At 66.8% G+C, this 24,129-nt stretch carries 20 protein-coding genes; 5 read left to right on the top strand and 15 right to left on the bottom strand.

The window, feature by feature from the left end; translation table 11 throughout:
• The first annotated feature begins 277 nt into the window (after positions 1–277).
• Positions 278–4,183, top strand: coding sequence for a LamG-like jellyroll fold domain-containing protein (locus QMF22_RS08395; RefSeq protein WP_283452325.1), 3,906 nt, complete (start codon positions 278–280; stop codon positions 4,181–4,183).
• A 17-nt stretch (positions 4,184–4,200) separates the two neighbouring features.
• On the opposite strand, the gene QMF22_RS08390 is transcribed toward QMF22_RS08395, so the two are convergent.
• From QMF22_RS08390 to hemE, 12 genes are all read right to left on the bottom strand, one after another.
• Positions 4,201–4,551, bottom strand: a complete 351-nt coding sequence (locus QMF22_RS08390; RefSeq protein WP_283452324.1) for a hypothetical protein — start codon at positions 4,549–4,551, stop codon at positions 4,201–4,203.
• 103 nt (positions 4,552–4,654) lie between these two features.
• Positions 4,655–6,016: a glutamate-1-semialdehyde 2,1-aminomutase gene (gene hemL / locus QMF22_RS08385; RefSeq protein ID WP_283452655.1), complete on the bottom strand. Its 1,362-nt coding sequence runs from the start codon at positions 6,014–6,016 to the stop codon at positions 4,655–4,657.
• An 8-nt stretch (positions 6,017–6,024) separates the two neighbouring features.
• Entirely contained in the window at positions 6,025–7,008 is a 984-nt protein-coding gene (hemB, locus tag QMF22_RS08380; protein WP_283452322.1) for a porphobilinogen synthase, read from the bottom strand.
• A 57-nt stretch (positions 7,009–7,065) separates the two neighbouring features.
• The gene (locus QMF22_RS08375) at positions 7,066–7,854 is read right to left on the bottom strand and encodes a uroporphyrinogen-III synthase (protein ID WP_283452320.1); all 789 of its coding nucleotides are present in this window, start codon (positions 7,852–7,854) and stop codon (positions 7,066–7,068) included.
• A 4-nt stretch (positions 7,855–7,858) separates the two neighbouring features.
• Complete coding sequence (hemC, locus tag QMF22_RS08370; protein WP_283452319.1) at positions 7,859–8,812, bottom strand: hydroxymethylbilane synthase; 954 nt, start codon at positions 8,810–8,812, stop codon at positions 7,859–7,861.
• Complete coding sequence (locus QMF22_RS08365; RefSeq protein WP_283452317.1) at positions 8,809–9,933, bottom strand: ferrochelatase; 1,125 nt, start codon at positions 9,931–9,933, stop codon at positions 8,809–8,811. Before QMF22_RS08365 ends, hemC begins: the two co-directional genes overlap by 4 nt.
• On the bottom strand, positions 9,933–10,685 hold the full coding sequence (gene hemQ / locus QMF22_RS08360) for a hydrogen peroxide-dependent heme synthase (RefSeq protein ID WP_283452315.1): 753 nt from the start codon (positions 10,683–10,685) through the stop codon (positions 9,933–9,935). Before hemQ ends, QMF22_RS08365 begins: the two co-directional genes overlap by 1 nt.
• 82 nt (positions 10,686–10,767) lie before the next feature.
• The gene (locus QMF22_RS08355; RefSeq protein WP_283452312.1) at positions 10,768–11,049 is read right to left on the bottom strand and encodes a hypothetical protein; all 282 of its coding nucleotides are present in this window, start codon (positions 11,047–11,049) and stop codon (positions 10,768–10,770) included.
• Positions 11,036–11,455, bottom strand: coding sequence for a phage holin family protein (locus QMF22_RS08350; RefSeq protein ID WP_283452310.1), 420 nt, complete (start codon positions 11,453–11,455; stop codon positions 11,036–11,038). Before QMF22_RS08350 ends, QMF22_RS08355 begins: the two co-directional genes overlap by 14 nt.
• Before the next feature lie 67 nt (positions 11,456–11,522).
• Positions 11,523–11,930 (bottom strand): YtxH domain-containing protein, encoded by a 408-nt coding sequence (locus tag QMF22_RS08345; RefSeq protein WP_283452308.1) that lies wholly within the window; start codon positions 11,928–11,930, stop codon positions 11,523–11,525.
• 122 nt (positions 11,931–12,052) lie between these two features.
• Positions 12,053–13,645 (bottom strand): protoporphyrinogen/coproporphyrinogen oxidase, encoded by a 1,593-nt coding sequence (locus QMF22_RS08340; protein ID WP_283452306.1) that lies wholly within the window; start codon positions 13,643–13,645, stop codon positions 12,053–12,055.
• Positions 13,646–13,655: 10 nt separating this feature from the next.
• On the bottom strand, positions 13,656–14,777 hold the full coding sequence (hemE, locus tag QMF22_RS08335; RefSeq protein WP_283452305.1) for a uroporphyrinogen decarboxylase: 1,122 nt from the start codon (positions 14,775–14,777) through the stop codon (positions 13,656–13,658).
• Positions 14,778–14,849: 72 nt separating this feature from the next.
• Here hemE and QMF22_RS08330 point away from each other — a divergent pair, with 72 nt between their 5' ends.
• Complete coding sequence (locus tag QMF22_RS08330; protein ID WP_283452303.1) at positions 14,850–16,223, top strand: glutamyl-tRNA reductase; 1,374 nt, start codon at positions 14,850–14,852, stop codon at positions 16,221–16,223.
• Positions 16,224–16,270: 47 nt separating this feature from the next.
• Here QMF22_RS08330 and QMF22_RS08325 read toward each other — a convergent pair whose 3' ends face one another.
• Complete coding sequence (locus QMF22_RS08325; RefSeq protein WP_283452301.1) at positions 16,271–17,320, bottom strand: zinc-binding dehydrogenase; 1,050 nt, start codon at positions 17,318–17,320, stop codon at positions 16,271–16,273.
• 83 nt (positions 17,321–17,403) lie between these two features.
• Positions 17,404–18,789, bottom strand: coding sequence for a glycine--tRNA ligase (locus QMF22_RS08320; RefSeq protein ID WP_283452299.1), 1,386 nt, complete (start codon positions 18,787–18,789; stop codon positions 17,404–17,406).
• A 163-nt stretch (positions 18,790–18,952) separates the two neighbouring features.
• Here QMF22_RS08320 and QMF22_RS08315 point away from each other — a divergent pair, with 163 nt between their 5' ends.
• Genes QMF22_RS08315 through QMF22_RS08305 form a run of 3 tightly spaced genes read left to right on the top strand, consistent with a single transcriptional unit; the run spans position 18,953 to position 22,681 of the window.
• On the top strand, positions 18,953–21,238 hold the full coding sequence (locus QMF22_RS08315; RefSeq protein WP_283452297.1) for a carbon starvation CstA family protein: 2,286 nt from the start codon (positions 18,953–18,955) through the stop codon (positions 21,236–21,238).
• Entirely contained in the window at positions 21,238–21,465 is a 228-nt protein-coding gene (locus tag QMF22_RS08310; RefSeq protein ID WP_283452296.1) for a YbdD/YjiX family protein, read from the top strand. Before QMF22_RS08315 ends, QMF22_RS08310 begins: the two co-directional genes overlap by 1 nt.
• A 16-nt stretch (positions 21,466–21,481) precedes the next feature.
• Positions 21,482–22,681: a putative hexosyltransferase gene (locus QMF22_RS08305; RefSeq protein ID WP_283452295.1), complete on the top strand. Its 1,200-nt coding sequence runs from the start codon at positions 21,482–21,484 to the stop codon at positions 22,679–22,681.
• Positions 22,682–22,691: 10 nt separating this feature from the next.
• On the opposite strand, the gene xylB is transcribed toward QMF22_RS08305, so the two are convergent.
• Positions 22,692–24,101, bottom strand: a complete 1,410-nt coding sequence (gene xylB / locus QMF22_RS08300) for a xylulokinase (protein WP_349357083.1) — start codon at positions 24,099–24,101, stop codon at positions 22,692–22,694.
• Between the last annotated feature and the right edge of the window lie 28 nt (positions 24,102–24,129).

The raw sequence follows: 24,129 nt of genomic DNA, 5'->3' as shown, positions 1-24,129 counted from the left end.
GCGTGCGCGCTGCGTATCCCGTCCGGCACCGCGTCCGGTCTGCTACGCCCTGGTCGCGGCCCTGATCGGCTAGGTCGTGAGTGGGAAGAGGGACCTCACCGAGCCGGACCCCCCCAATTTGGGTGAACCGTTCCACCCCTGCTTGGGGGAGTTACCACCCTGAGCATCCCTCACTAAGCTCCGATCTGTGCGGTGGCTGTCCGATGGCTGCGAATACGGTCAAGGTGAGGCCCCTCTGGTGAGTGCGCTACTTTCTGCCCAAAATCGGTTCCTGGCCGTGGTTTCAACTGCCGCACTCGTTGCCGGCGTCCTCGCGGGGCCACTGACAGCGAACGCCGACAGCCTCCCTGCGGATGCGACATCCCCCGTGACCGTATCGGCCGACTCGCTCCCCACCGCGCAAATCAACGGGGTCGTCTGGGCCCAACTCATTGTGGGGAACACGGTTTATGTCGGGGGCGAGTTCACCCGCTCGAGACCAGCCGGTTCCGCCGCCGGCGTGAACGAGGTTGTACGCAACAACCTGTTGGCCTACAACCTCACCACCGGCGTTCTGGTGGCATCCTTCAATCCCAATGTCAACGGCGCTGTCCGCGCCTTGACCGTGTCTACCGACGGGTCACAGCTGTTCGCCGCAGGCGCATTCACGAGCGTGGGTGGCTCCAGCCGGTCTCGCATAGCCGCGTTCGACACGACGAGCGGCATGCTCATTCCCGGCTGGGCACCGGTTATCAACGCGGGCGTCAAAGCGCTCACCTTTGCGGGCAACAGCGTCTACGCGGGCGGCTCGTTCACGTCGGCAGGCGGCCAGCCGCGCGCCAAGATGGCGGCGTTCAATGGCACCACCGGCGCCCTGCAAGCCTGGTCGGGCACGCCGGCCGGTGGCAACATCAACGCACTCGTCGCCTCTCCCGACGGAAGCAAGGTCGTCATCGGCGGCTCATTCACAACCTATAACGGCAGTTCCAACCCCGGATACGGGATGGCCGCAACCGATTCCATAACCGGCGCTTCACTTCCGTGGAAGATCAACAATCTGATTCGTAATGGTGGCAGCCAGGCCGCCATCCTGAGCCTGACCGGATCGGCCGACGGTGTGTTCGGCACCGGCTACGTCTTCGGAAGCGGCGGCAATCTCGAGGGAACATTCCGTGCCAGCTGGGACGATGGCAGTCTGATCTGGGTGGAAGACTGTCACGGCGACACCTACTCTGCTGTGCCGGCCGGCGACACGGTGTACACGACCGAGCACGCGCATTACTGCGGCAACATTGGCGGCTTCGAGCAATCCGAGCCGTGGACCTACCACCGGACGCTGGCCTTCAGCATGGATGTCGGCGGTGCCATCACGGCCGATAAGCACGGCTACTACAACTTCGAGGGCACCCCTCGGCCTAACCTGCTGGCGTTTTATCCCGACATCAACACCGGCACCTTCACCGGACAAGGCCAGGGCCCGTGGCACGTGACGGCCAATGCCCAGTATCTGCTCTACGGCGGCGAGTTCACGACCGTGAACAACAAACGCCAACAGGGCCTGGCCCGATTCGCCGTGCCGACGATAGCCCCGAACAAGGAAGGACCACGTGTCGCCAACGCCTCCTTCGCTTCCTCGGCATTCGTGCCATCGGTCGCCTCGTTCTTCAGCGGAACAGCACGTCTGAGCTGGAAGTCAGCCTACGATCGCGACAACGAGAAACTCACCTATGAAGTACTGCGGGATGGTGTCGCCGTCACCAGCGTTCAAGGACTCTCCTCCGACTGGAATCGACCAACGCTCTCCTACTCCGACACCGGGCTCACCCCGGGGCAGAGTTACTCCTATCGAATTCGGGTGACCGACCCGTTCGGTAACACGCAAACCGGCGGCACGGCCAGCGTCACCATCGCTTCCGGCAGCCTCAGCGACTATTCTGCGGGCATCCTTGCGGACTCGCCCCAATCGTATTGGCCGCTGAATGAGGCATCCGGTGCCACGGCGTTCGACTGGACCGGCGGCGCCGACCTGACCCGAAACGCCGGCGTCAGCCCCGGCGTTCCCGGCGCAATCGTGGACACGGCCACCTCGGCGAGCCGCTTCGACGGCACAGAGTCGGGATTCGCTACGACCGACAACGCGCAGAGCCCCTCGAATTCGTTCAGCGTCGAGACCTGGGTGAAAACCGACACCACACGGGGCGGCAAGATCATCGGGTTCGGCAACAGCGCCACAGGCCAGAGCACCGGTTACGACCGGCACGTCTACATGGACACCGGCGGTCGCGTCTGGTTCGGGGTCTACCCCGGAGCAGTGCAGACGATCACGTCACCCGGGTCCTACAACGATGGCCAGTGGCACCACATCGTTGCCAGTCTCGGTGGCGCCGGCACGTCGCTGTCCATTGACGGCAAGAGGGTCGCGCAGCGTGCCAACGTCACCTCCGGGCAGGACTACCAGGGTTTCTGGCGCATCGGAGGGGACAGTCTGGGTGGCTGGCCCAGCCAGCCCACCAGCGCCTTCCTCGCCGCCGACATTGCCCAGGTCGCCGTGTACTCCGCTCCGCTCACGCAAAAGCAGATCGTGGCGCACTTCGTGGCCTCCGGCCGAACGAGCCCCGTCGCATCCGCTCCAACCGACGCCTACGGTGCGGCCGTCTACAACGCTGAACCTGATTTGTATTGGCGCCTGGGTGAATCGAGCGGAACGAAAGCGATCGACTCATCGGCTTCGGATCAGCCCGGAACCTACTCGGGCTCGGTCAGCCTCGGCACTGACGGACTGGTCAACGGCACGAGCAACAAGGCCGCATCGTTCAACGGCGGGATCGTGAGCAGTGACACCCGGATTGATGCTCCAGACAGCTATGCGCTGGAATCCTGGTTCAGCACCACGACACAGCAGGGTGGAAAGATCATCGGCTTCGGCAGCGCCTCGACCGGATTATCGGACAACTATGATCGGCATGTTTACCTGCAGGACGACGGTCGCCTGGTCTTTGGCGCCTGGACCGGTCAGACCAACACGATCGTGACCGATGCCAGCTACAACGATGGAGCGCCGCACTACGTCCTCGCACAACAGTCCTCCGCCGGGATGGCGCTCTACGTTGATGGCGCCCTCGTCGGCACGAATCCGCAAACGGGTGCTCAGGGGTACCCCGGATATTGGCGCATCGGCGGCGACAACACGTGGAACTCGTCAAGCCCGTGGTTCGACGGCACCATCGACGATGTCGCCGTCTATCCGGGGCCGCTCAGCGCCGCCGTTATGGCGCAGCACTATTCGCTCGGCACCGCCACGCCCGTTCCGCAGAACGCTGCACCGACCGCCGCATTCACCGTCGCCGTCGAGCAGCTTGCGGTCTCAACGGATGCCACTTCCTCGGCAGATTCCGACGGGACCATCACCGGATTCGCTTGGTCCTGGGGTGACGACGCCACCAGCGTCGGCGAGACCGCGCAGCACGCCTATGCCGCAGCGGGAACCTATTCCATCAGTTTGACTGTCACCGACAATGACGGTGCCACCGACACGACCACGCGCTCGGTCACGGTCTCAGCGCCGCCACCGGTGGCGACCGGCATCGCAGCGGATGCCTTCGCTCGCGACGTCAGTCGAGGACTCGGCTCGGCCGATATCGGCGGCGCGTGGACCACGACCGGCACGGCCAGCAACTACTCGGTCACCGCTGGTGCCGCAATCCTGCGGGCGACCGCCGGAGGCCGGTCGAACGGCTACCTCGACGGCGTCTCATCGGTGAGCACCGATGTCACGGTCACCACGTCACTGCAGCAGGCGACCACGGGAGCCGGCACCTACGTATCGCTGATCGGCCGCCGCGTCGCCACGGACGACTATCGGGCGCGGGTCAAAGTACTTGCCAGCGGTGCCGTGCAACTGCAGCTCCTGCGCGGCGCCACCACCTTGCAGGCGAGCACTGTCGCCGGGTTGAGCTACGCCACCAACGATCAGTTGCAGGTGCGACTGCAGGTTTTCGGTACGTCGCCGACCACGATTCGGGCCAAAGTGTGGCGGGTGGGAACCGAGGAGCCCGCAGCCTGGAAGCTCAGCCGGACCGACGCCACAGCAGTCCTGCAGCAGGCCGGATCGATCGGGCTGGCCCTGTACAGCAGCGGATCGGCCACCACACCGATGACGGTCTCCTTCGATTCTCTCTCGGCGATCGCGGTGACGGAGCCGTAGCGCGCGTGGGCTGCCGACTAAGTCGGCAGCTTGAGCGAGTCGACGAAATCGGCCGCGTGCTGGCTGGTGAGGATCACCCGGGCGAATTCTTCGTCGACCAGGTCGATCACCACGGCCGGGCGGTGACGCTTGATCGAGACGAAGTCCTTACCGCCGTGAAACTTCCAGGTTCCGGCGGCCACGACGAGCGGAACGATCGAGCCGAGGGCGCGAATGCCGCGCAGCCAGATCCACGGATCCTCGGTGATGATCACCGAGCGGATGTTCTCTCGCTGCACCACGATCGACTCACGTCGAAGCGCGAGGGTTCTTTCCGCGCGCGTCAGGTGGATCTCGAGCCGGTCGGAATGCACGCTCAGGGAAGCCATTGTTCCAGTCTGCCCGGTTCCGACCGAAAACCTGTTGTCTGACGGGAACAAAAGCCGCAGCGTCCCAGCGCAGGATCTCTCCAAGCAGATCGTCTGTTGCAGATCAGTGTGGGGGCGTAGCGGCTGCCGCGGCTTTGGCCGCAGCGGGAAGCGCCTCGAAAATGCGACCGATGGCGCTCTGGTCGTGCGCATCGGAGACGAACCAGGCCTCGAATACACTCGGCGGCAACGAAACACCGCCGTCGAGCATGGCGTGGAAGAACGGTGCGTAGCGAAACGCCTCCTGGCGCTGCACATCGGCGTAGGTGCGCGGAGCTGATCCCTGCGCTTCCTCGCCGAACACGAAGCTGAACAGGTTGCCGGCCCGCTGCACCCGGTGTGCGACGCCCTCGGCCGCGAGAGACGCTGACACGGCCTCGGACAGGATGATGGCGGTCGCGTTGAGCCGGTCGTAGACGCTTTCATCGAGCAGGTTGAGCGTTGCGATGCCGGCCGCGACGGCGACCGGATTGCCGGAGAGCGTTCCGGCCTGGTAGACCGGGCCGGTCGGTGCGAGAAAGTCCATCACGTCGGCCCGGCCACCGAGCGCGGCGACGGGCAGGCCCCCGCCGATGATCTTGCCAAAGGTGAGCAGGTCGGGCGTGTAGATCTCTTCGCCGGCCGACTCCAGGCTGCTGGTCTCGAGGCCCCAGAAACCGGAGCGACTGACCCGAAAGCCGGTCAGTACCTCGTCGAGAATGAGCAGGGCGCCGTTGGAGTGAGCGATCGCGGACAGCGCCGCGTTGAAGCCGGCATCCGGGGCGACGACGCCCATGTTGGCGGCGGCGGCCTCGGTGATGATCGCGGCAATGCGACCGGGATGCGTTTCAAAGGCGGCCCGCACGGCATCAAGATCGTTGTACGGCAGCACGAGCGTCTGCGCTGCGGTCGCCGCAGTGACGCCGGCCGAACCGGGCAGGGCCAGCGTAGCGAGGCCGGAACCGGCCTGGGCCAGCAGCCCGTCGGAATGGCCGTGGTAGTGCCCGGCGAATTTGATCAGCAGGTCACGACCGGTGAAGCCGCGGGCCAGCCGAATGGCGGTCATGGTCGCTTCGGTGCCGGTCGACACGAGGCGCAGCTTCTCGACCGCTCCGACGCGGTCGGCAACGAGCTCGGCCAGTTCGGTCTCGGCCGGGGTCGACGCGCCGAACGACAGGCCGAGGGCGGCGGCATCCTGCACGGCCTTGATCACTTCGGGGTGTGCGTGGCCCAGAATGGCCGGACCCCACGAGTTGACGAGGTCGACGTATTCGCGACCGTCGGAGTCCGTGACGTAGGCGCCGGCCGCCTTCACGAGAAAGAGCGGGGTGCCGCCGACCGAGCCGAACGCACGTACCGGTGAGTTGACACCGCCGGGAATGACGCGCCGGGCGCGGTCGAACAGTTCGTCGTTGTGAGTTGCCTGGTGATGCACCGGATTCGACATCGTGTCGGTCATGCTTGCTCCTCCTTGAGCCAGGTGGCCAGTTCAACGGCCCAATAGGTAAGTACGGCGTCGGCACCGGCGCGGCGGATGCTCAGCACCGACTCTTCGACAGCGCGGCGCCGGTCGATCCAGCCCTGCGCGGCAGCGGCCTCGATCATGGCGTATTCTCCGGAGACTTGGTATGCCCAAACCGGAATATCACTCATTGCGGCAACTTCGGCGAGCACGTCGAGGTAGCTCCCGGCCGGCTTGACCATGACAATGTCGGCACCCTCATCGATGTCAAGCTGGGCTTCCCGCACACCCTCGCGCCGGTTGGCCGGGTCAAGCTGGTAGGTGCGGCGGTCGCCGACCAGGGTGGAGGCGACAGCTTCACGGAACGGGCCGTAGAAGGCGGAGGCATACTTGGCCGAGTAGGCGAGCACGGCCGTGTTTTCGAAACCGTTGGCATCGAGAGTCTCGCGCACGGCGGCCACCTGGCCGTCCATCATGCCGGAGAGACCGAGCAGCGCAGACCCGGAGGTGGCCTGGGCCAGCGCCATGTCGCGGTAGCGCTCGAGGGTGGCATCGTTGTCGACGTGGCCGTCGGCCGCGAGCACGCCGCAATGGCCGTGGTCGGTGAATTCATCCAGGCACAGGTCGGTCTGCACAACCAGCGCATCGCCGATCTCGGAGGCGATAGCGCGGGTGGCCAGGTTGAGGATGCCATTGGGGTCGGTCGCGCCGGCCCCGGTCGCGTCGCGCACTTCTGGTACTCCGAACAACATGACTCCGCCGACGCCGGCTTCGGCCGCCGCCACGACGGCGCGGCGCGCACTGTCGATACTGTGCTGCACGACGCCCGGCATCGAGCTAATCGGGAGAGTTTCATCGCCTTCGCGCACAAACATCGGGAGCACAAGCTCCGCCGGGTGAACACGAATTTCGCTGGCCAAACGACGAAGTGCGCCGCTGGTGCGCAGTCGCCGTGGGCGGATTACAGGGTTGGTCACCCCTGTACCCTACGCCGCTCGGCTGGACGTTTCGTTATCCGGTCGTTACCTCGCCGGTCAGAGCGCGGGTGCGGCCCCCGCCAGCGCAGTGTCGACGAGCGCCTCGATCAGTGACTCGGCGCTGCGCTCGGCGGCGATGACGTCGACGCGCAGCCCGAGGGCCCTGGAGTCCTTGGCGGTCTGCGGTCCGATGCAGGCCACGAGAGTGCGCTCGGGGATATCGCCGAACTGTTCGCGCACCTGACGCGCGACACTGCCGCTGGTGACGAGCACGGCGTGCACGAGGCCGGCTTTCACGTCGGCGACGACCTGGTCGCTGACCGGAACGCCGATGGTGCGATAGGCGACGACGGATTCCACGTCGTGGCCGACCCGGCGCAGCCCCTCGGTGAGCAGGGGCTTGGCAATCTCACTGCGCAGGGTCAACACGCGCAGCGGGATCACTCCCGCCGTGGCAGTCTCCCATTCCTGAAGCAGGCCGCGGGCGGAGTTGTCCTCGGACGGTACGATGTCGACGTGGTAGCCGGCCGCGATGAGCGCGGCGGCGGTGGTCTCACCGACCGCGGCGATGCGGGTTCCGGGAGCAACGACGGCGCGGTGCGACGACAGAACGTCGACGGTAGTCGCGCTCGTGATCGTCATCCAGTCGAAATCACCGGCGGCGAGGCGGGTCAACGCTGCATCGAGCGCGGGGGCGTCGTCGGTCGCAGCGAAGTTAATCATGGGGGCGACAATCGGATTTGCACCCCTGGCCCGCAGATTGGCGGCGACCTGGTCACCCCAGGGTCCGCCGCGCGGAACGAGAACTCGCCAGCCCGCGAGGGGCTTGGTCAGTTGATTGGTCACGTGGTCACTCAGTCACTTTCAGAGGAGCGAACTCGGCCGCGCCACCGGCCAGAAGATCTATGGACACACGTTCGGCCACGTCGAGCGCGGCCTCGGTGAGGTGGAGGGCAGAGTGGGAATCGGGCGTGGCTGCGTGCGAGCTGGTGACCTTGCGGGAACCGTCAGGGCCGTACACGGTGGCGGTGAGGAAAAGGAGCCCATCGTCAACGACCGCAGTCGCACCGATCGGGGCGGCACAGCCGGCCTCGAGGCGGGCCAGCACCGTGCGCTCCGCGGTGGTCGTCGCCTGAGTGGAGGCGTGGTTCATCGCGGCGAGCGCAACACCGAGCAGGCGTTCCGGCTTGCCAGCGCGCACCTCGATGGCGAGCGCACCCTGGCCCGGAGCGGTCGGCCAGGCCGACAGATCGAGAAATTCGGGCGCGAGCGAGTCGAGCCGACCGAGACGGCCGAGCCCGGCTGCGGCGAGCACGACGGCATCGAGGTCGCCCTCGGCGACGCGGCCGATGCGTGTGTCGATGTTGCCGCGAATGTCCACGATCGTCAGGTCGGGGCGACGTTCGAGCAGCTGGGCGACGCGACGCGGCGAGCCGGTACCTACGCGGGCACCCTCCGGAAGGGTGTCCAGGGTGAAGCCGGCGCGCGCGACCAGCACGTCGCGGGCATCCGCTCTTTTGGGAATTGCGCCGATGACAAGCCCGAGGTGGGCCTCGGTCGGCAGATCCTTGTAGGAGTGCACGATGACGTCGCACTCATCGTTCAGCAGGGCTTCACGCAGGGCGCTCGCGAACACACCGGTTCCACCGAGGCTCGAAAGCGGCTCCGTCGACGTGTCGCCGTGGGTGGTGACGCGCACGATTTCGACCTCGACGCCGGCCGACGCCGCGATGCGGTTGACGATGGTTTGGGTCTGCGCGAGGGCGAGGGCACTCGCGCGGGTGCCCACGCGGATCACGGTCATGGCGCCATTCCCGCGACGGCCGGCTTGAAGCCGAGGCGCACGTTCTCGCAGCAGCCGGGGCGGCACACGTCGTACCACGGGCCGAGATCGGTCTCGGCCGGGCGATCTGCGGCGGGGGTGTCGTTCAGGCGTTCCTCGATCAGGTCGACCAGGCCGCTCACGAAGTCGGGCGAGACGCCCGGCGTCGGCACGCGCACGGCTGTGATGCCGAACTTCTCGCTCGTCTCCATCGCCTCGTTGTCGAGGTCCCACATGACCTCCATGTGGTCGCTGACAAAGCCGAGCGGCACAATGATCACGGCACGGATGCCGCGGGCCGGCAGCAGGGCGATCGCATCGTTGATGTCCGGTTCGAGCCACGGCATGCTGGGTGGACCGCTGCGGGACTGGTAGACCAGCTGCCACTGCGTCTTGAGTTTCGCGGTGGCGTCATTTGGTTCTACCAGGGAGTCCATGATGACCTGCGCGACTGCGTTGTGCTGCGCCGCGTAGGCGCCGCCCTCGCCGAAGCCGCGCTCGGCAGGACCGCTCTTGTTGGCGTCGGTCATGGGAATGGAGTGGGTCGAGAACAGGATCTCGACCTCGGTGTCGACATCGATGCCGGGAATCGCCAGGGCGACGTCTTTCAGCCCCTGGGCCACTCCGGTGATGAACGGGGTGACGAAGCCGGGGTGGTCGAAGAACTGGCGGATCTTGTCGATGTGCACGACTTCGTTCAACCCTTTGTCGGTCAGCGCTGCGGCGAAGTCTTCGCGGTACTGGCGGCATCCGCTGTAGGAGCTGTACGCGCTGGTCGCGATCGCCAGCAGTCGATTCTGGCCGGCCTCGTGCGCCTCGCTGATCGTGTCTTTCAGATACGGCGCCCAGTTGCGGTTGCCCCAGATCACGGGCAGGTCGATGCCGCGACGGGTCAGTTCGACCTGCAGTGCGGCTTTCAACACCCGGTTCTGGGAGTTGATCGGGCTGATGCCGCCGAAGTGGCGGTAGTGGGTGGCGACCTCTTCGAGGCGTTCCTCGGGGATGCCGCGGCCGCCGGTGACGTTGCGCAGGAACGGAATCACGTCGTCCTGGCCCTCCGGTCCGCCGAAGCCGGCCAGCAGAATCGCGTCGTACGCGGTCATTACTGCAGCACCTCGACGAGCTCGGCGGTCGAGATGCGGCGTCCGGTAAAGAACGGGATCTCCTCGCGCACGTGGCGGCGAGCTTCGGTGTCGCGCAGGCCGCGCATCAGGTCGACGAGCTCGGTGAGTTCGTCGCTCTCGATCGGCAGCAGCCACTCGTAGTCCCCGAGGGCGAAAGCCGAGACGGTGTTGGCGAGGGCTCCACGGTAGGCGGCGCCCTTGCGTCCGTGGTCGGCGAGCATGCGGCTGCGGTCTTCTTCGGGAAGCAGGTACCACTCGAAGCTGCGCACGAAGGGGTAGATGGTGAGCCAGGCCTTGGGCTCGACGCCGCGGAGGAATGCGGGCACGTGGCTCTTGTTGAATTCGGCGTCGCGGTGCACGCCCATGGCGTTCCAGGTGGGCAGCAAGCTCTTGAGCAGGCGACTGCGGCGCAGCTCACGATTGGCCCACTGCAGGGTCTCAGCCTCGGGCGCGTGGGTCCAGATCATGACGTCAGCGTCGGCCTTGAGGCCGGAGACATCGTAGAAGCCGCGTACGGTGACGCCCTCGGCTTCAATGAGCGCCAGAACGTCGTCGAGCTCGTTCACGGCGTGCGGTACATCGCGGCCGTCGAGGTCATCCGGGTTGTTCGGATCTTTTCGCAGAACGGTAAAGAGGGTGAAGCCTTGCGGCGAAGCCGCTGGTACCTCGGAATCGGTGGGGGTGGTGGGCTGAACGCTGGGTACTGCCTCTCCGGCAGCCGGGTGAGTCATGGCTCTAGTTTGCTCTGTATTGCGCCCGGCACCAAAATGAGCCCACCGATTCCTGTGAACCGACCGAGCGGGGAAACCGGAACTAGCGGTTCTTGGCCACCGCTGAGGCTCCGAACCAGACGATGACGCCCACCATGGTCGCCGCGCCGAGGGCAATGCCCACGAGGGCGGCCGGGCTGTCTTCGCCGAGTTGACGCAGGGCGTGGGAGAGCTGCCTCCGTTTGATGCGCAGCTGCTTGGGCAGGTTGAACTTGTACTCGATCGCATCGAGCGTCGAGGCGAGTTCGGCCCGCGCGCGTCGCGATTCGGCGCGAAGATCGCCGATGCCGTGCTTCTCGGTTTGAGTGCCGCTATTTGGTGTCATATTCGCCAACTCCCTTGAATGCATCTGCGTCGTGACGGATGCTCGCGTGCACGCCCTCCGGGTCGGGTTTCGTGGCCGCCTTCACCCGATTGACACCGATGAGTACGAGGATGCCGGCGAGCAGCACGAGCGCCACTGCCACGATGAGGGTGGCCAGCCAGAGCGGCAACACCAGAGCCAGCGCGATCACCGCGAGGGCGACGAACACCCCGAGTGCGAAAAAGAGGATGGCTCCGGCCACGATGAAGAGTGCGGCACCAACCCCGAAGTTCTTGGCCTTCGTTGCGAACTCGGCCTTGAAGGCATCCAGTTCGGCTTTGACGAGGGCACTGATCTGGCCGGGCAACTCCCCGATCAGGGCGAGCAACGGGCGTTTGCTCTTCGGGTTGAATCCACTGCTAGTCACGGATTGCCTTCCCTAGGTTCGGGTGTCGGTGGTTCGGGTGTCTGAATTCTAAGAGTTGGTGTCGGGGTTACTGGGCGTCGTCGTGGGCGGCGGAATCGCCTTCGGGCGCGGGCTTCGCTTTGGGGGTCGCCTTCGGGGCCACCTTCGGCTTCGGCTTCGGCTTGGCAGCGGCGGTGCGACTGGTGGTGGCACTCGCCTTGGCGGCGGGGGCGGTCGCGGCGGGGGCGGAAGCCTGCTTTTTCTTGGCGACCGCCTGGTTGACCGCCTTCTTGCCGGCCTTGAGCAGGGTGGCTGGAACGTCTCCAACCAGCTCGAGGGCAGCATCGCGCACCTTGGTCACCCGGCGCTGCACCGGTTTGGCGTTCCAGAGATCATTGGCAGCAGCGGCGATCTGGTCGTAGCGTTTGCGGCCGGCGCGTGCACCGAGCACGTAGCCGACGAGTCCGCCCGTAATGAACAGAAGCTTTCCGCGCATTGAGTCTCCACTTTCGTAAGGTATCCCCAGAGTAACCCGGTTCGCCGTTTCGGTCTCGGGTGCGCCCGGGTATGTCTCAGCGCGCTCGTATCAATACAGGAAGTGCACAGTTTCAGCGTGGGCTAGCGGTCGGGCGCCGTGATCGTGAGGCCGAGAGCGGCATGCCGAATGCGGTCGCCGGCCTCGAGGGCGTGCGGAATGACCGAGGCGAGGCCGGTTCCGGCCAGCCAGGCGCCGGTGATCTCGAGGGCCGGGGTCGCCGCGACAGCCTCGCGCACCAGCTGGGCACGTTCGGGCGCACCGAGCGTGGCGGGCGACAGGGCGTCACGCCACTCGGTGCGGGCGAAGGCGCGCACGCTGCTGGCCGGCAGCGGCACACCGAGCAGGGTGGCCGCATCGTGCAGGGCGAGCGCGTGCAGTTCAACGTCGCTGAGGTCATCGGTGGGGTTGGGGTGACCGGCCCGGCCGTAGGACAGCCGCACGACATGACGGCCGGGGCCGGCCGCTGCGGCCACCCAGGCCCACTTCGCGGTGACGTGGGTGAGCGCCTTCGCTGTGACATCGGGGGCGTCAATCGAGACGAGCACTCCCGTGCCGCGCGGGTGCGCGTCGAGGGCGGGCGCGTCGAGCACGAGCGAGGTGAGGGTCACCGCGGTCGGGGCCGGCCAGTCGAGTTCGGCGAGCGCATCGAACTGGGCGCCGAGCGGGTTGACCAGCCGCAACGCCTGGGCTCCCTGAGTCGCGATGATGACGTAGCGGGCGGTCATGGTCTGGGTCGTGGTGCCGACGTCGGCGGGGTCAGTTGAGTCGATCAGGTCAGCCGGGTCGGCGGGCGCGGCATCCGCGGGGCGCGTGACGGTGACGGACCAGGTCGGCGCATCGTCGGTACCGGAGCGAGCCACGTTCTCGGCCGTCGTGCCGGTGAGGATGCTCACGTTGTGGCGTTCGAGGGCGGTCACGATGGCGGCGGGCAGGCTGGCCATGCCGCCGAGCAACCCGCCGACGTTGGAGCCGGCGGGGGCGCCGGAGCGCAGAGCCGAGACGGCGCCGGAGAGCGAGCCGGCGGTGGTGAGGGCGCGGTTGAGGCCGGGGGCGACGACATCGATTTCGAGGTCGACGGCGCTCGTCGTGTAGACGCCGGAGGCGACCGGTTCGACCAGGCGGTCGAGCACGAGCCGGCCCATGCGCTTCTTGACGAGGTCGCCCAGGCTGTGCTCGCGACCGATGGTGAGCACGGGCATGAGCCGGTCGGCGTAGGCGCGCAGCGCCCCCTTCCAGCCGATGACGCGGCGAACGTCGTCGGCGAGCGGTGAACCGGGGATTCCGAGAACGCCGGCTTTGGGGAGCGGGACACTCACCGAGGCATCCGCTGACGGGCGTTGCGGGGCAGTCCCGGCGGCGATCTTTTTCGCGCCGGCGCGGGACGGCGAGCCGGAGTCGAGCGCGGGCAGGTGCAGCCAGGCGCCGGCCACGTTGGGGGCGACGATCTGGTCGGTGAGGCCGAGATCCTCGACGAAGGCGGCGACGGTTCCGCCGCGCACCGCGAAGCTCTCGGCACCGCTGTCAAGGCTGAGTCCGTCGAGAACGTGACCGGCGACCGGGCCGCCGACGGCATCCGTTGCTTCGATGATGGTGACGGCCAGTCCGACCTGGGCGCATTCGCGGGCGGCGACCAGACCGGCCACTCCCCCGCCGATCACGAGAACGTCGATCATTCTGTTGCTCCTACTCGGCCGCGCTCACGTCGTGCACGAGGCTGACCAGGCGGGTCAGCACATCGGGGTCGGTGTCGGGCGGAACGCCGTGGCCGAGGTTGAGTACGTGCGAGGGCGCGCTGCCGCCGCGTTCGAGCACATCGCGCACGTGCGCTTCGAGCACGGGCCACGGAGCTGCGAGCAGGGCCGGGTCGACGTTGCCCTGCACCGGAACGGTGCCGCCGAGCCGGCGGTTGGCCTCGTCGAGCGGTACGCGGTAGTCAACGCCAACGACGTCGGCTCCGATGTTGTGCATCTCTTTCAGCAGCTCGCCGGTTCCGACGCCGAAGTGCACGATCGGCACGTTGCGGTCGACCGGAACGTCGTCGGCGCCGGGCACCGTGTAGGTGAGGTCGCGTACGTGGGCGATGGCCGTCGCCGAGGAGGGAGCAACGGATGCTGCATAATCGGCCAGCGAGAGCGCTCCGGCCCACGAGTCGAACAGCTGGGCAGCGCTCGCGCCGGCGAGCACCTGGGCGCGCAGAAACCGGCCGGTGATATCGGCGGTCCAGGCCATGAGCTTTTCCCAGGCCTCGGGCTCGGCGTGCATGAGCGTACGGGCGTGGATGTGGTCCTTGGACGGACCGCCCTCGACCAGGTACGCGGCGAGGGTGAATGGTGCGCCGGCGAAACCGATGAGCGGGGTCGATCCGAGCTGGGAGACCGCGCGGGCGACGGCATCGCTGATCGGCGCGAGGGCCTCGTCAAGAACGGCCGGGTCGAAGGCGGTGAGCTCGTCGACGTCCGCTGAAGTGCGCACGGCCTTGCCGAGCACCGGACCCTTACCGGCCACGATCGACACGTCGACACCGACCAGTTTCAGGGGAACGACAATGTCGCTGAAGAAGATTCCCGCGTCGACGTTGTGACGGCGCACCGGCTGCAGCGAGATCTCGCTCGCCAGCTCGGGGTCGAGGCACACGTCGAGCATGCGCGTTCCGACCCGCAATTCGCGGTATTCGGGCAGCGATCGGCCGGCCTGTCGCATGAACCACACCGGTGTCACGTCGGGCCGGGTGCCCTGATAGGCCTGAATCAGGCGGGAGTCGGCGGTGAGGCCGGAGGAGAGTGGATGCTGCGCGTCGAGGATCATCAAGCCCATTCTCTCAAATATCCCTGACGGCGCGCGACGGGAGCGTACAGCAAGAAGTCGTAGAATCGGCTAGTGCTCATTCTTCTTTCCGCCAGCCACAAAAACTCCACCTTCGATGTGCTGGAGAAATTGTCTGTGGGCGGGGGCTCGTCGGCCACCCGCATGGTCGAGCAGCACGGGCCACTCAGCGGTGCGGTGGTCGTCGCAACCTGCAACCGCTTTGAGGCCTACCTCGACCTGGATGAGCCCTACGGCGTGTCGCCGCTGCCCGCCGTCTACGCCGCGATTGAGGCTGTGAGCGCCTCGAGCGGCCTCGACGCCGACGTTCTGCGCGACAATCTCACCCTCGTGCACGGCAATGGCGTGGCCGAGCACCTGTTCGCGGTGACCAGCGGGCTTGAATCCGTCGTCGTCGGCGAGGTCGAAATCGCCGGCCAGGTTCGCCGCGCGCTCGAGCAGGCTCGAGCCGACGGAACGACGAGCCCCGAGCTCGAGCGTCTGTTCCAGCGGGCTTCGCAAACCTCGCGCGGCGTGAAGAACCGCACCGGCATCGGCTCGGCCGGCCGCTCGATCGTGCGCCTCGCCCTCGAACTGGCCGAAAGCCGGGTCAGCGACTGGTCGAGCGCCCGCGTGCTCTTGGTCGGAACCGGCCGCTACGCCGGCGCCTCGCTGGCCGCCCTGCGTGACCGCGGCGCCGAGAACGTGCGCGTCTACTCGCCCTCGGGTCGCGCCATAGGATTCGCCACCTCGCACGACATCGACGCCGTACCCACCGAAGATTTCGCCGCCGAAGTGGCTCGTGCCGACGTCGTCGTCACCTGCACCCTGCGCGATGACCACGTGATCGACGCGGCCCTGATCACCCGGGGGCGTGCCGAGATCGGCACGGACCCGTTCGCCATTGCCGGCGCCACCGCCGACGCCCCGGCCCGTCTGTGCCCGGCCGACTCCGGCCCCGAAGCACCGCCGCAGCTCATCATCGACCTCGGCCTGCCCCGCAATGTCGCCCCCGATGTCACCCTGGTTCCCGGCGTCGAGCTTCTCGACCTCGAGACCATCAGCATCCACGCCCCGCTCGAAGAGCTCAATGCCACGACCGAAGCCCGCGAAATCGTCGGCAAGGCCGCCCGCAAGTTCTCCGACGTCGCCGAAGAACAGAGCCTCACCCCGGCCGTGGTCGCCCTGCGCAGCTACGTGTTCGAGCTTCGCGACGCCGAGATCGCCCGGGCTCGCAGTCGCGGCGACTCGAGTGAGGCCACCGAGTCGGCCCTGCGTCACCTTGCCGGCGTGCTGCTGCACGCCCCCATGGTGCGTGCCCGCGATCTCGCCCGCGCCGGCGAGCAAGACGCCTACCTGACCGGCCTCAACGCCCTCTTCAACATCGACGTCACACTGCCCGTCGCAGGTTTCGCGGATGCCACTGGTAGCGGTTCAATCGCCTCGTAGCTCGTTGCTTCGGCCCACACAGGGCGGAACGTGGCCTCTCACGAAGGTCAAATCGTGCGGTCGACCTCGATCAGGGTGACTCCGGCGGGTGCGTCAGGCGTGGACATGGCGGCGAGCGCCGCCGGAGCCTCGGCCAGAGGAATGCGGCGGCTGATCAGGTCCGCGGGGCGCAGTCGCCCGCTCAGCACGAGGTCAAGCAGCGCCGGATAGTCGTGCGCCGGCATACCGTGGCTGCCGAGCACGGTCAGTTCCCGCGCGATCACCGTTCCCAGCGGCATCCGCGGGTCGTCGGCCAGCAGGCCGATCTGCACGTGCCGCCCGCGAGTAGCCAGCGAGCGGATGCTGATGGCCACGGTATTCTCGCGGCCGAGCGCCTCGAGACTCGCCTGCGCGCCGTCCACGGTGAGCCCCCGAATGCGTGCGACCACCTCGGCGTCGGAGAGCCCGGACGAGTTGACCACGTGTGCCGCGCCCACCCGGGCGGCCGCATCGAGGGCGTTGGCACTGATGTCAACGGCGATGACAGTGGCGCCCAGCGCCTGCCCGATCATGACTGCGCTCAGGCCCACTCCGCCGCAGCCGACGACCACGAGGGTTTCGCCCGCCTGGAGGCGGGCCTGGTGCACGAGCCCGCGATACGAGGTGGCGAACCGGCAGCCGAGCAGCGCGGCCGCACCCGCGTCGAGGTCGTCCGGGGTGGCGATGAGGTTCACATCGGCCTGGTGCAGCGCGACCCGCTCGGCGTAGGAACCCCAATGGGTGAAGCCGGGCTGGGTCTGGTTACGGCAGACCTGGCCGTTGCCGGCGTCGCACTCCGGGCACTCGCCGCAAGCGCAGACGAAGGGCACGGTCACCCGCTGGCCCGTTCGAAAACGGCGCACGAGCGGTCCGACCTCATCGATCACGCCGACCAGTTCGTGCCCGGGAACGTGCGGCAGCGCGATATCGGCGTCATGGCCGAGCCAGCCGTGCCAGTCGCTGCGGCAGAGGCCCGTGGCCTCCACCCGTACGATCACGCCGGAAGCGCTCAAACGCGGCTCCGGCACTTCGCGCAGTACCGGAAGAACACCGAATTCTTCGAAATAGACCGCTTTCATGGTCTCAGTCTGCACGACGGATGCCGGCGGCGCGTTTTCGAGACCAGCTCGCGTTAATCGAAGCCGGGCTCGCTCGCTCTGCGCTAGGCGCCGCGGAGGCGAACGGCCAGGTAGGCCTCGAGTTCGGCGAGCGGCACGCGCTCCTGCGCCATGGTGTCGCGGTCGCGCACGGTGACCGCCTGGTCGTCGAGCGAATCGAAGTCGACCGTGATGCAGAACGGGGTACCGATCTCGTCCTGGCGACGGTAGCGACGGCCGATGGCTCCGGCGTCGTCGAAGTCCACGTTCCAGAGCTGGCGCAGGCTCGACGCGAGCTCGCGGGCCATCGGCGACAGCTTCTCATTACGCGACAGCGGCAGAATCGCGGCCTTCACCGGCGACAAGCGCGGGTCGAGCTTGAGCACGGTGCGCTTGTCGACGCCGCCCTTGGCGTTCGGAACCTCTTCTTCAACATAGGCGTCGACCAAAAAGGCCATCAGGGACCGGGTCAGGCCGGCAGCCGGCTCGATCACCCAGGGCGTCCAGCGCTCATTCTTGGTCTGGTCGAAGTACGACAGATCCTTACCGGATGCCTTGGCGTGCGTCGACAGGTCGAAGTCACCACGGTTCGCGACGCCCTCGAGCTCGCCGAATTCGGTGCCGGTGAAGCCGAAGCGGTACTCGATGTCGACGGTGCGCTTGGAGTAGTGCGAGAGCTTCTCCGCAGGGTGCTCGAACAGGCGCAGGTTCTCCGGATTGATGCCGAGGTCGGTGTACCACTTCAGGCGGGTGTCGATCCAGTACTGGTGCCAGGTCTCGTCCGTGCCGGGCTCGACGAAGAATTCCATCTCCATCTGCTCGAACTCGCGGGTGCGGAAGATGAAGTTTCCGGGGGTGATCTCGTTGCGAAAGCTCTTGCCGATCTGGCCGATGCCGAACGGAGGCTTCGAGCGCGACGCCTGCAGCACGTTGGCGAAGTTCACGAAGATGCCCTGCGCGGTTTCGGGGCGCAGGTAGTGCATGCCGGCCTCGTCATCGACCGGGCCGAGGTAGGTTTTGAGCAGTCCTGAGAAGGCGCGCGGCTCGGTCCAGATGTGACGGTTGCCGCAGTTGGGGCAGGCGATATCGTCGAGGCCGTTTTCTGGCGGGCGGCCCTTCTTCTCCTCATACTGCTCTTCGAGGTGGTCGGCGCGAAAACGTTTGTGACAGCTGGTGCACTCGATCAGCGGATCGCTGAAAACCTCGACGTGACCGGATGCCTCCCAGACCTGGCGAGGCAAAATCACGCTGGAGTCGAGGCCGACGACGTCGTCGCGGCTGGTGACCATCGAACGCCACCACTGCTTCTTGATGTTCTCCTTGAGTTCGACGCCGAGGGGCCCATAGTCCCACGCGGAGCGGGAACCGCCGTAGATCTCACCGGCCTGAAAAACAAAACCGCGGTGGCGGGCGAGGGCGATGACGGAATCAAGATGAGTGGGTGCGGCCACGGTGGCTCCAATGGTCGAAGGCGCAGAATGCGGGCGAGTGCCCGGTTACCCATTTTACGCGCTCGATTTACCTCCAGTTCCCGCCACCGTTCTTAGCCATTCTCGCGTCGAGGTAACGTAGACAGGCAGATTCACAGGATTTGCCTTGGCTCAAGGAGGAGAAATGGGCGCTGCGTCCAGCACGTCAGAAGGCACGACACGAGAAGCAACCGCTCTGAAACGGATTCCGCACGACCTCGCGGTCGCCCTGGATCCCGAGGAGTTGGACGCCCACGATCGTCAGTGGACGCCGCTCAAGATCATCATCTGGTCCGCTATCTCACTGCTCGGTGGCCTCAGCTGGGTCATGCTCGCCGTCGTGCGTGGTGAAACCGTCAACGCCATCTGGTTCGTGTTCGCCGCGATCTGCACCTATCTCATCGGCTACCGCTTCTACTCGAAGTTCATCGAAAAGCACATCATTCGCCCCGATGACCGTCGCGCCACCCCGGCCGAGTACCTGGCCGATGGCAAGGACTTCGCCGCCACCGACCGCCGCGTTTTGTTCGGTCACCACTTCGCCGCCATCGCCGGCGCCGGCCCACTCGTCGGCCCGGTTCTCGCCGCACAGATGGGGTATCTGCCCGGCACGATCTGGATCATCGTCGGCGTCGTGCTCGCCGGCGCGGTGCAGGACTACCTGATTCTGCACTTCTCAATGCGACGCGGCGGCCGCTCGCTCGGCCAGATGGCCCGCGACGAACTCGGTGTGATCGGCGGCACCGCCGCCCTCATTGCGACCCTCGTGATCATGGTCATCATCGTGGCCATCCTCGCCCTCGTGGTGACAAACGCCCTCGCCGAAAGCCCGTGGGGCGTCTTCTCGGTCGGCATGACCATCCCGATCGCGCTGTTCATGGGCTGCTACCTGCGCTTCTTCCGCCCCGGCAAGATCACCGAAATCTCCATCATCGGATTCGTGCTGCTCATCGCCGCCATCATCGGCGGCGGCATGATCGCGGACACCGATTTCGGACAGACCTACCTCCTGGTCGACAAGGTCACTATTGCCTGGGGCATCATCATCTACGGCTTCATCGCCGCGATTTTGCCGGTCTGGCTGCTGCTTGCCCCGCGCGACTACCTGTCGACCTTCATGAAGATCGGCACGATCGGCATGCTTGCGGTCGCGATCGTCATCATCCGTCCCGAAATCAACGTGCCCGCCGTGAGTGAATTCGCGTCGACCGGCACCGGCCCCGTCGTTGCCGGAACGCTCTTTCCGTTCCTGTTCGTGACGATCGCCTGCGGTGCCCTCTCGGGATTCCACGCCCTCATCGCCTCCGGCACCACCCCCAAGCTCATTGAAAAGGAACGTCAGACCCGGTTCATCGGCTACGGCGGCATGCTCATGGAGTCGCTGGTGGCGATCATGGCCCTCGTGGCCGCGCTGTCGATCGATCGCGGCATCTACTTCGCCATGAACGCCTCTCCCGCCCTCACCGGTGGTACCGTGCAGGGCGCGGTCGCCTTCGTGAACGGCCTCGGCCTGACCGGCGTCAACCTCACGCCCGACTTGCTGACAGACCTGGCGACCAACGTCGGCGAGGAGTCGATCGTCTCCCGCACCGGTGGCGCCCCGACCCTCTCCGTCGGCCTCTCGCAGATCATGCAGCAGCTCGTCGGCGGCACCTCGATGATGAGCTTCTGGTACCACTTCGCCATCATGTTCGAAGCCCTGTTCATTCTCACCGCAGTGGATGCCGGCACCCGCGTCGCCCGTTTCATGCTGCAGGACAGCCTCGGTAACTTCTTCCCGAAGTTCAAGAACACGTCCTGGCGCCCCGGTGCCTGGGCCGCCACGGCCATCATGGTCGCCGCCTGGGGAGCCGTGCTTCTCATGGGAGTGACGGATCCGCTCGGCGGCATCAACACCCTGTTCCCGCTGTTCGGCATCGCCAACCAGCTGCTCGCGGCGATCGCCCTGGCCGTATGCATGGCCATCGTCGCCAAACGCGGCCTGTTCAAGTACCTCTGGGTCGTAGCGCTGCCGCTCGGATTCGCCGCCGTCGTCACGATTTCGGCGTCGTTCCTGAAGATTTTCTCGACCACACCGGCCATCGGCTACTTCGCGCAGAACCGCGCGTTCTCCGATGCCCTCGCCGCTGGCGAGACGAGCTTCGGCACCGCCCCGAACGTTCTCGCCATGGAGGCTGTCGTGCGCAACACGATGGTGCAGGGCGTTCTCTCGATCGTCTTCGTCGTGCTCGCGATCATCGTGATCCTCACGGCGATTCGGGCCACCTGGAACGCCTACCGCAAGAACTCCAGTGCCACGAGTGAAGATGATGCCGTGCAGTCGCAGATCTACGCGCCGGCCGGGTTCATAATGACCCCGCCCGAAAAGGTGCTGCAGGCCGAGTGGGATGCCCTTCCCGTGCACAAGAAAATCAAGGTCAAGGGCCACTGATGACCCTTCTGGCGGGCGTCCGCAAGGGCGCCCTCGGCGTGGCCTGGTATGTCAAAGGCCTGCTCGGTGAGGATGCCTATGAGAAGTATGTGGCGCACCACGCGCGTGAATGCGAGGCGGAAGCCGCGGCCGAGGGCCGCGCGCCGCATCCGCTCATGACCGAGCGCGAATTCTGGCGCGACCAGACGGACCGGCAGGATGCGAACCCGCAGGGACGCTGCTGCTGACGGCTAGTCTGGACCGATGACGATCGGGGGTGGGGCAGAGCGGCTGCGCGCGCTCCACACCCGCCTCGGTCAGCTGCCGCCGTGGGGACTCGTGCTGCTGATTTGGGGCTTCTCGCGGCTCCTCACGACCGCACTGCTCGGTACCGTTTTTGCCGCCGTCTCGCGGGCTGGCTGGACCTTCGCGAGCTTCCGGCGCGACCCGACCTTCTTCACCTTCTCGGGGTCGTGGGACAGCTCGTTCTACCGACAGATCGCGCTGCACGGGTATCCGAGCGAGCTACCGACGGATGCGAGCGGCAACGTCGAGCCGAACGCCTGGGCGTTTCTGCCGGTGTTTCCGTGGCTGTCTCGCGGTCTGGCGCAGCTGACCGGCCTCGACTTCTATGTGGCCGGCGTGCTCGTGGCGACCCTGTTCGGCGCCCTGGCCGCGCTCGCGCTGTATCGATTGCTGGAACCGCGAGTCGGGCGCCATTCGGCGCTGTGGGCGGTGGTCCTGTTCTGTTTCGGGCCGCTGTCGTTCATTCTGCAGGTGGCCTACGCCGAGAGCCTGTTTCTGTTCCTGGTGTTCGCGAGCCTCTGGGCGATGATGGAGCGGCGCTATCTGCTGATGATTCCGTTCGCCGTGGTAGCCGCGTTCACCCGGCCGGGCGTACTCGCGCTGTCGCTGGCTCTCGCTCTCCTGCTGCTGCTGCGCTGGCGGGAACGCGAGCTCTTCCCCTGGCGCGAACGCTGGGCGATCGTGGCCGCCGGGCTGAGCATTGCCGCGGCCGGGCTGGCCTGGCCGCTCGTGGCCGACGCCGTCACGGGCGTGCACGATGCCTATCTCGCCACGGAGTTGTCCTGGTGGACCGGCTTTGTGGGCCGGACGTCGTTCGTGCCGCTCACGCCGTGGTTCCTGATGGCCGGCCGTTACCTCGGCGTGGCCGGCATCGTGCTGGTTCTGCTGCTCGTGGCCGGGTTCGGGTGGTGGTTGTCGCGGCGGGCGCTGCATCCGCTTCGGCCGGACGTGATCGCGTATTCGGCCAGTTACGGCCTCTACCTGGTGGCCGTGTTCCTGCCGCAGCAGAGCCTGTTTCGCCTGCTGCTGCCGCTGGCACCGCTGCTCGGCGGTCCAATGATCGCCCGGTCGAAGCCGCTGCGTCGCGGCCTGCTCGTGGGCTCGATCGCCCTGCAGCCCGTCGCGATCTGGCTACTCTGGTTCATCGGGTATCCCTGACTCCCCCGGCTCAGACCCCGTAGATCAGGCTGCGCTGCTCGGCGTAGCGAGCGCGCACGTCGACGGCCCAGTCCCGGGTGGCTGAGGGCGTGAGTTCGGTCGCGATTTCGCGCTTCCACTCGGGAAACTCGCCGTCAAGGGCCCAGGCTGCCTGCCGGGCGGCACCGAGAGCCACGTATTCGCCGGGTTTGGGCAGCAGAACCGGCACACCGAAGACATCCGCTGCGATCTTCTGCACGGCGGGCGACTGCGAGCCGCCGCCGATCAGAATGACCTGGCGCACCGGCACGCCCTGGCTGCGCAGCGAGTCGAGTGCGTCGGCGAGGCTGCAGACCAGTCCCAAAACGGATGCCTGGGCCAGGTTTTCGGGGCGCATATTGCCTCGACGCATCCCGGTCAGCGAGCCGGTGGCATCCGGCAGGTTCGGGGTGCGTTCGCCGTCGAGGTAGGGCAGCATGAGCAGACCGTCGGCGTCGATCGGGGCGCTCAGAGCGAGCGCACCGAAGCGTTCGATGTCCACGTCGAGCATGGTGGCCGTGGCCACGAGCGTGCGGGCACCATTGATGGTGGCGAGCAGGGGAAGCTGGCCGCCGGCGGCGTCGGCGAACCCGGCGACCGAGCCGGAGGCATCCGCTATGTGGGCAGCGGTGCTGGCGAACACGGTGCCGCTCGTGCCGATAGACACGATCACGTCGCCGTCTGCGGCCCCGAGGCCGAGCGCGGCCGAGGCATTGTCGCCGGCGCCGGCCGAGACGATGACGCCGCCGCTGGTGACCCCGGCCCGTTCCGACGGGCCGAGCACGCGCGGCACCCGGGCGGCGCGTCCGAGCGCGGATTCGAGCAGGTCGAGGCGGTATTCGTTGCTGTGCACCGAGAAGTATCCGGTGCCGGAGGCGTCGCTGCGGTCGGTCGTGGCCTCGGCGGGCCGGCCGAGAATGTTCCAGGTGAGCCAGTCGTGCGGCAGCAGCACCTGCCGGGCGCGAGCTGCGAGCTCGGGCCGGTTCTCGTGCAGCCAGGCCAGTTTCGTGATGGTGAACGAGGCGACCGGCACGACGCCGACCTCGTCGGCCCACATGGCGGCGCCGTACTGCTCGGTGAGCGCTTTCGCCTGCGGGGCACTGCGCACATCGTTCCAGAGCAGGGCGTCGTGCACGGGCGTGCCGGTGTCGTCGAGGGCGACCATGCCGTGCTGCTGCGCGCTCACACCGAGAGCGAGCACGTTGCCGGCACCCGAGGCGGCGTCGGTGCCTCCGGCTTGCTCGAATGCCTCCCACCAACGCTCGGGGTTGATGCTCGTGCCGTCGGGGTGGGGTGCGCTCTTCAGCTGCAATAGCTCACCGGTGTCGGCGTTGACACTCACGACCTTGCAACTCTGGGTCGAGGAATCGACTCCGACCACCACGCGACGTTTCAGTGCCAACGCATCTCCTTTGAAACCTAGTTGTGAT

The organism is Cryobacterium sp. PH31-L1 (assembly GCF_030063145.1).
Taxonomy (GTDB): domain Bacteria; phylum Actinomycetota; class Actinomycetes; order Actinomycetales; family Microbacteriaceae; genus Cryobacterium.
The sequence above is the reverse complement of the archived record's forward strand: the minus strand, read 5'-3'. Positions and strand labels throughout refer to the sequence as shown.

What these genes read in the sequence shown, in the direction of transcription:
- QMF22_RS08325 (WP_283452301.1), bottom strand. Translation starts at nt 17,320, where the DNA reads ATGAAAGCGGTCTATTTCGAAGAATTCGGTGTTCTTCCGGTACTGCGC.
- QMF22_RS08315 (WP_283452297.1), top strand. Translation starts at nt 18,953, where the DNA reads ATGGGCGCTGCGTCCAGCACGTCAGAAGGCACGACACGAGAAGCAACC.
- QMF22_RS08310 (WP_283452296.1), top strand. Translation starts at nt 21,238, where the DNA reads ATGACCCTTCTGGCGGGCGTCCGCAAGGGCGCCCTCGGCGTGGCCTGG.
- QMF22_RS08345 (WP_283452308.1), bottom strand. Translation starts at nt 11,930, where the DNA reads ATGCGCGGAAAGCTTCTGTTCATTACGGGCGGACTCGTCGGCTACGTG.
- QMF22_RS08340 (WP_283452306.1), bottom strand. Translation starts at nt 13,645, where the DNA reads ATGATCGACGTTCTCGTGATCGGCGGGGGAGTGGCCGGTCTGGTCGCC.
- hemC (WP_283452319.1), bottom strand. Translation starts at nt 8,812, where the DNA reads ATGACCGTGATCCGCGTGGGCACCCGCGCGAGTGCCCTCGCCCTCGCG.
- QMF22_RS08305 (WP_283452295.1), top strand. Translation starts at nt 21,482, where the DNA reads ATGACGATCGGGGGTGGGGCAGAGCGGCTGCGCGCGCTCCACACCCGC.
- hemE (WP_283452305.1), bottom strand. Translation starts at nt 14,777, where the DNA reads ATGATCCTCGACGCGCAGCATCCACTCTCCTCCGGCCTCACCGCCGAC.
- QMF22_RS08365 (WP_283452317.1), bottom strand. Translation starts at nt 9,933, where the DNA reads ATGACCGCGTACGACGCGATTCTGCTGGCCGGCTTCGGCGGACCGGAG.
- hemQ (WP_283452315.1), bottom strand. Translation starts at nt 10,685, where the DNA reads ATGACTCACCCGGCTGCCGGAGAGGCAGTACCCAGCGTTCAGCCCACC.
- QMF22_RS08355 (WP_283452312.1), bottom strand. Translation starts at nt 11,049, where the DNA reads ATGACACCAAATAGCGGCACTCAAACCGAGAAGCACGGCATCGGCGAT.
- hemL (WP_283452655.1), bottom strand. Translation starts at nt 6,016, where the DNA reads ATGTCGAATCCGGTGCATCACCAGGCAACTCACAACGACGAACTGTTC.
- QMF22_RS08390 (WP_283452324.1), bottom strand. Translation starts at nt 4,551, where the DNA reads ATGGCTTCCCTGAGCGTGCATTCCGACCGGCTCGAGATCCACCTGACG.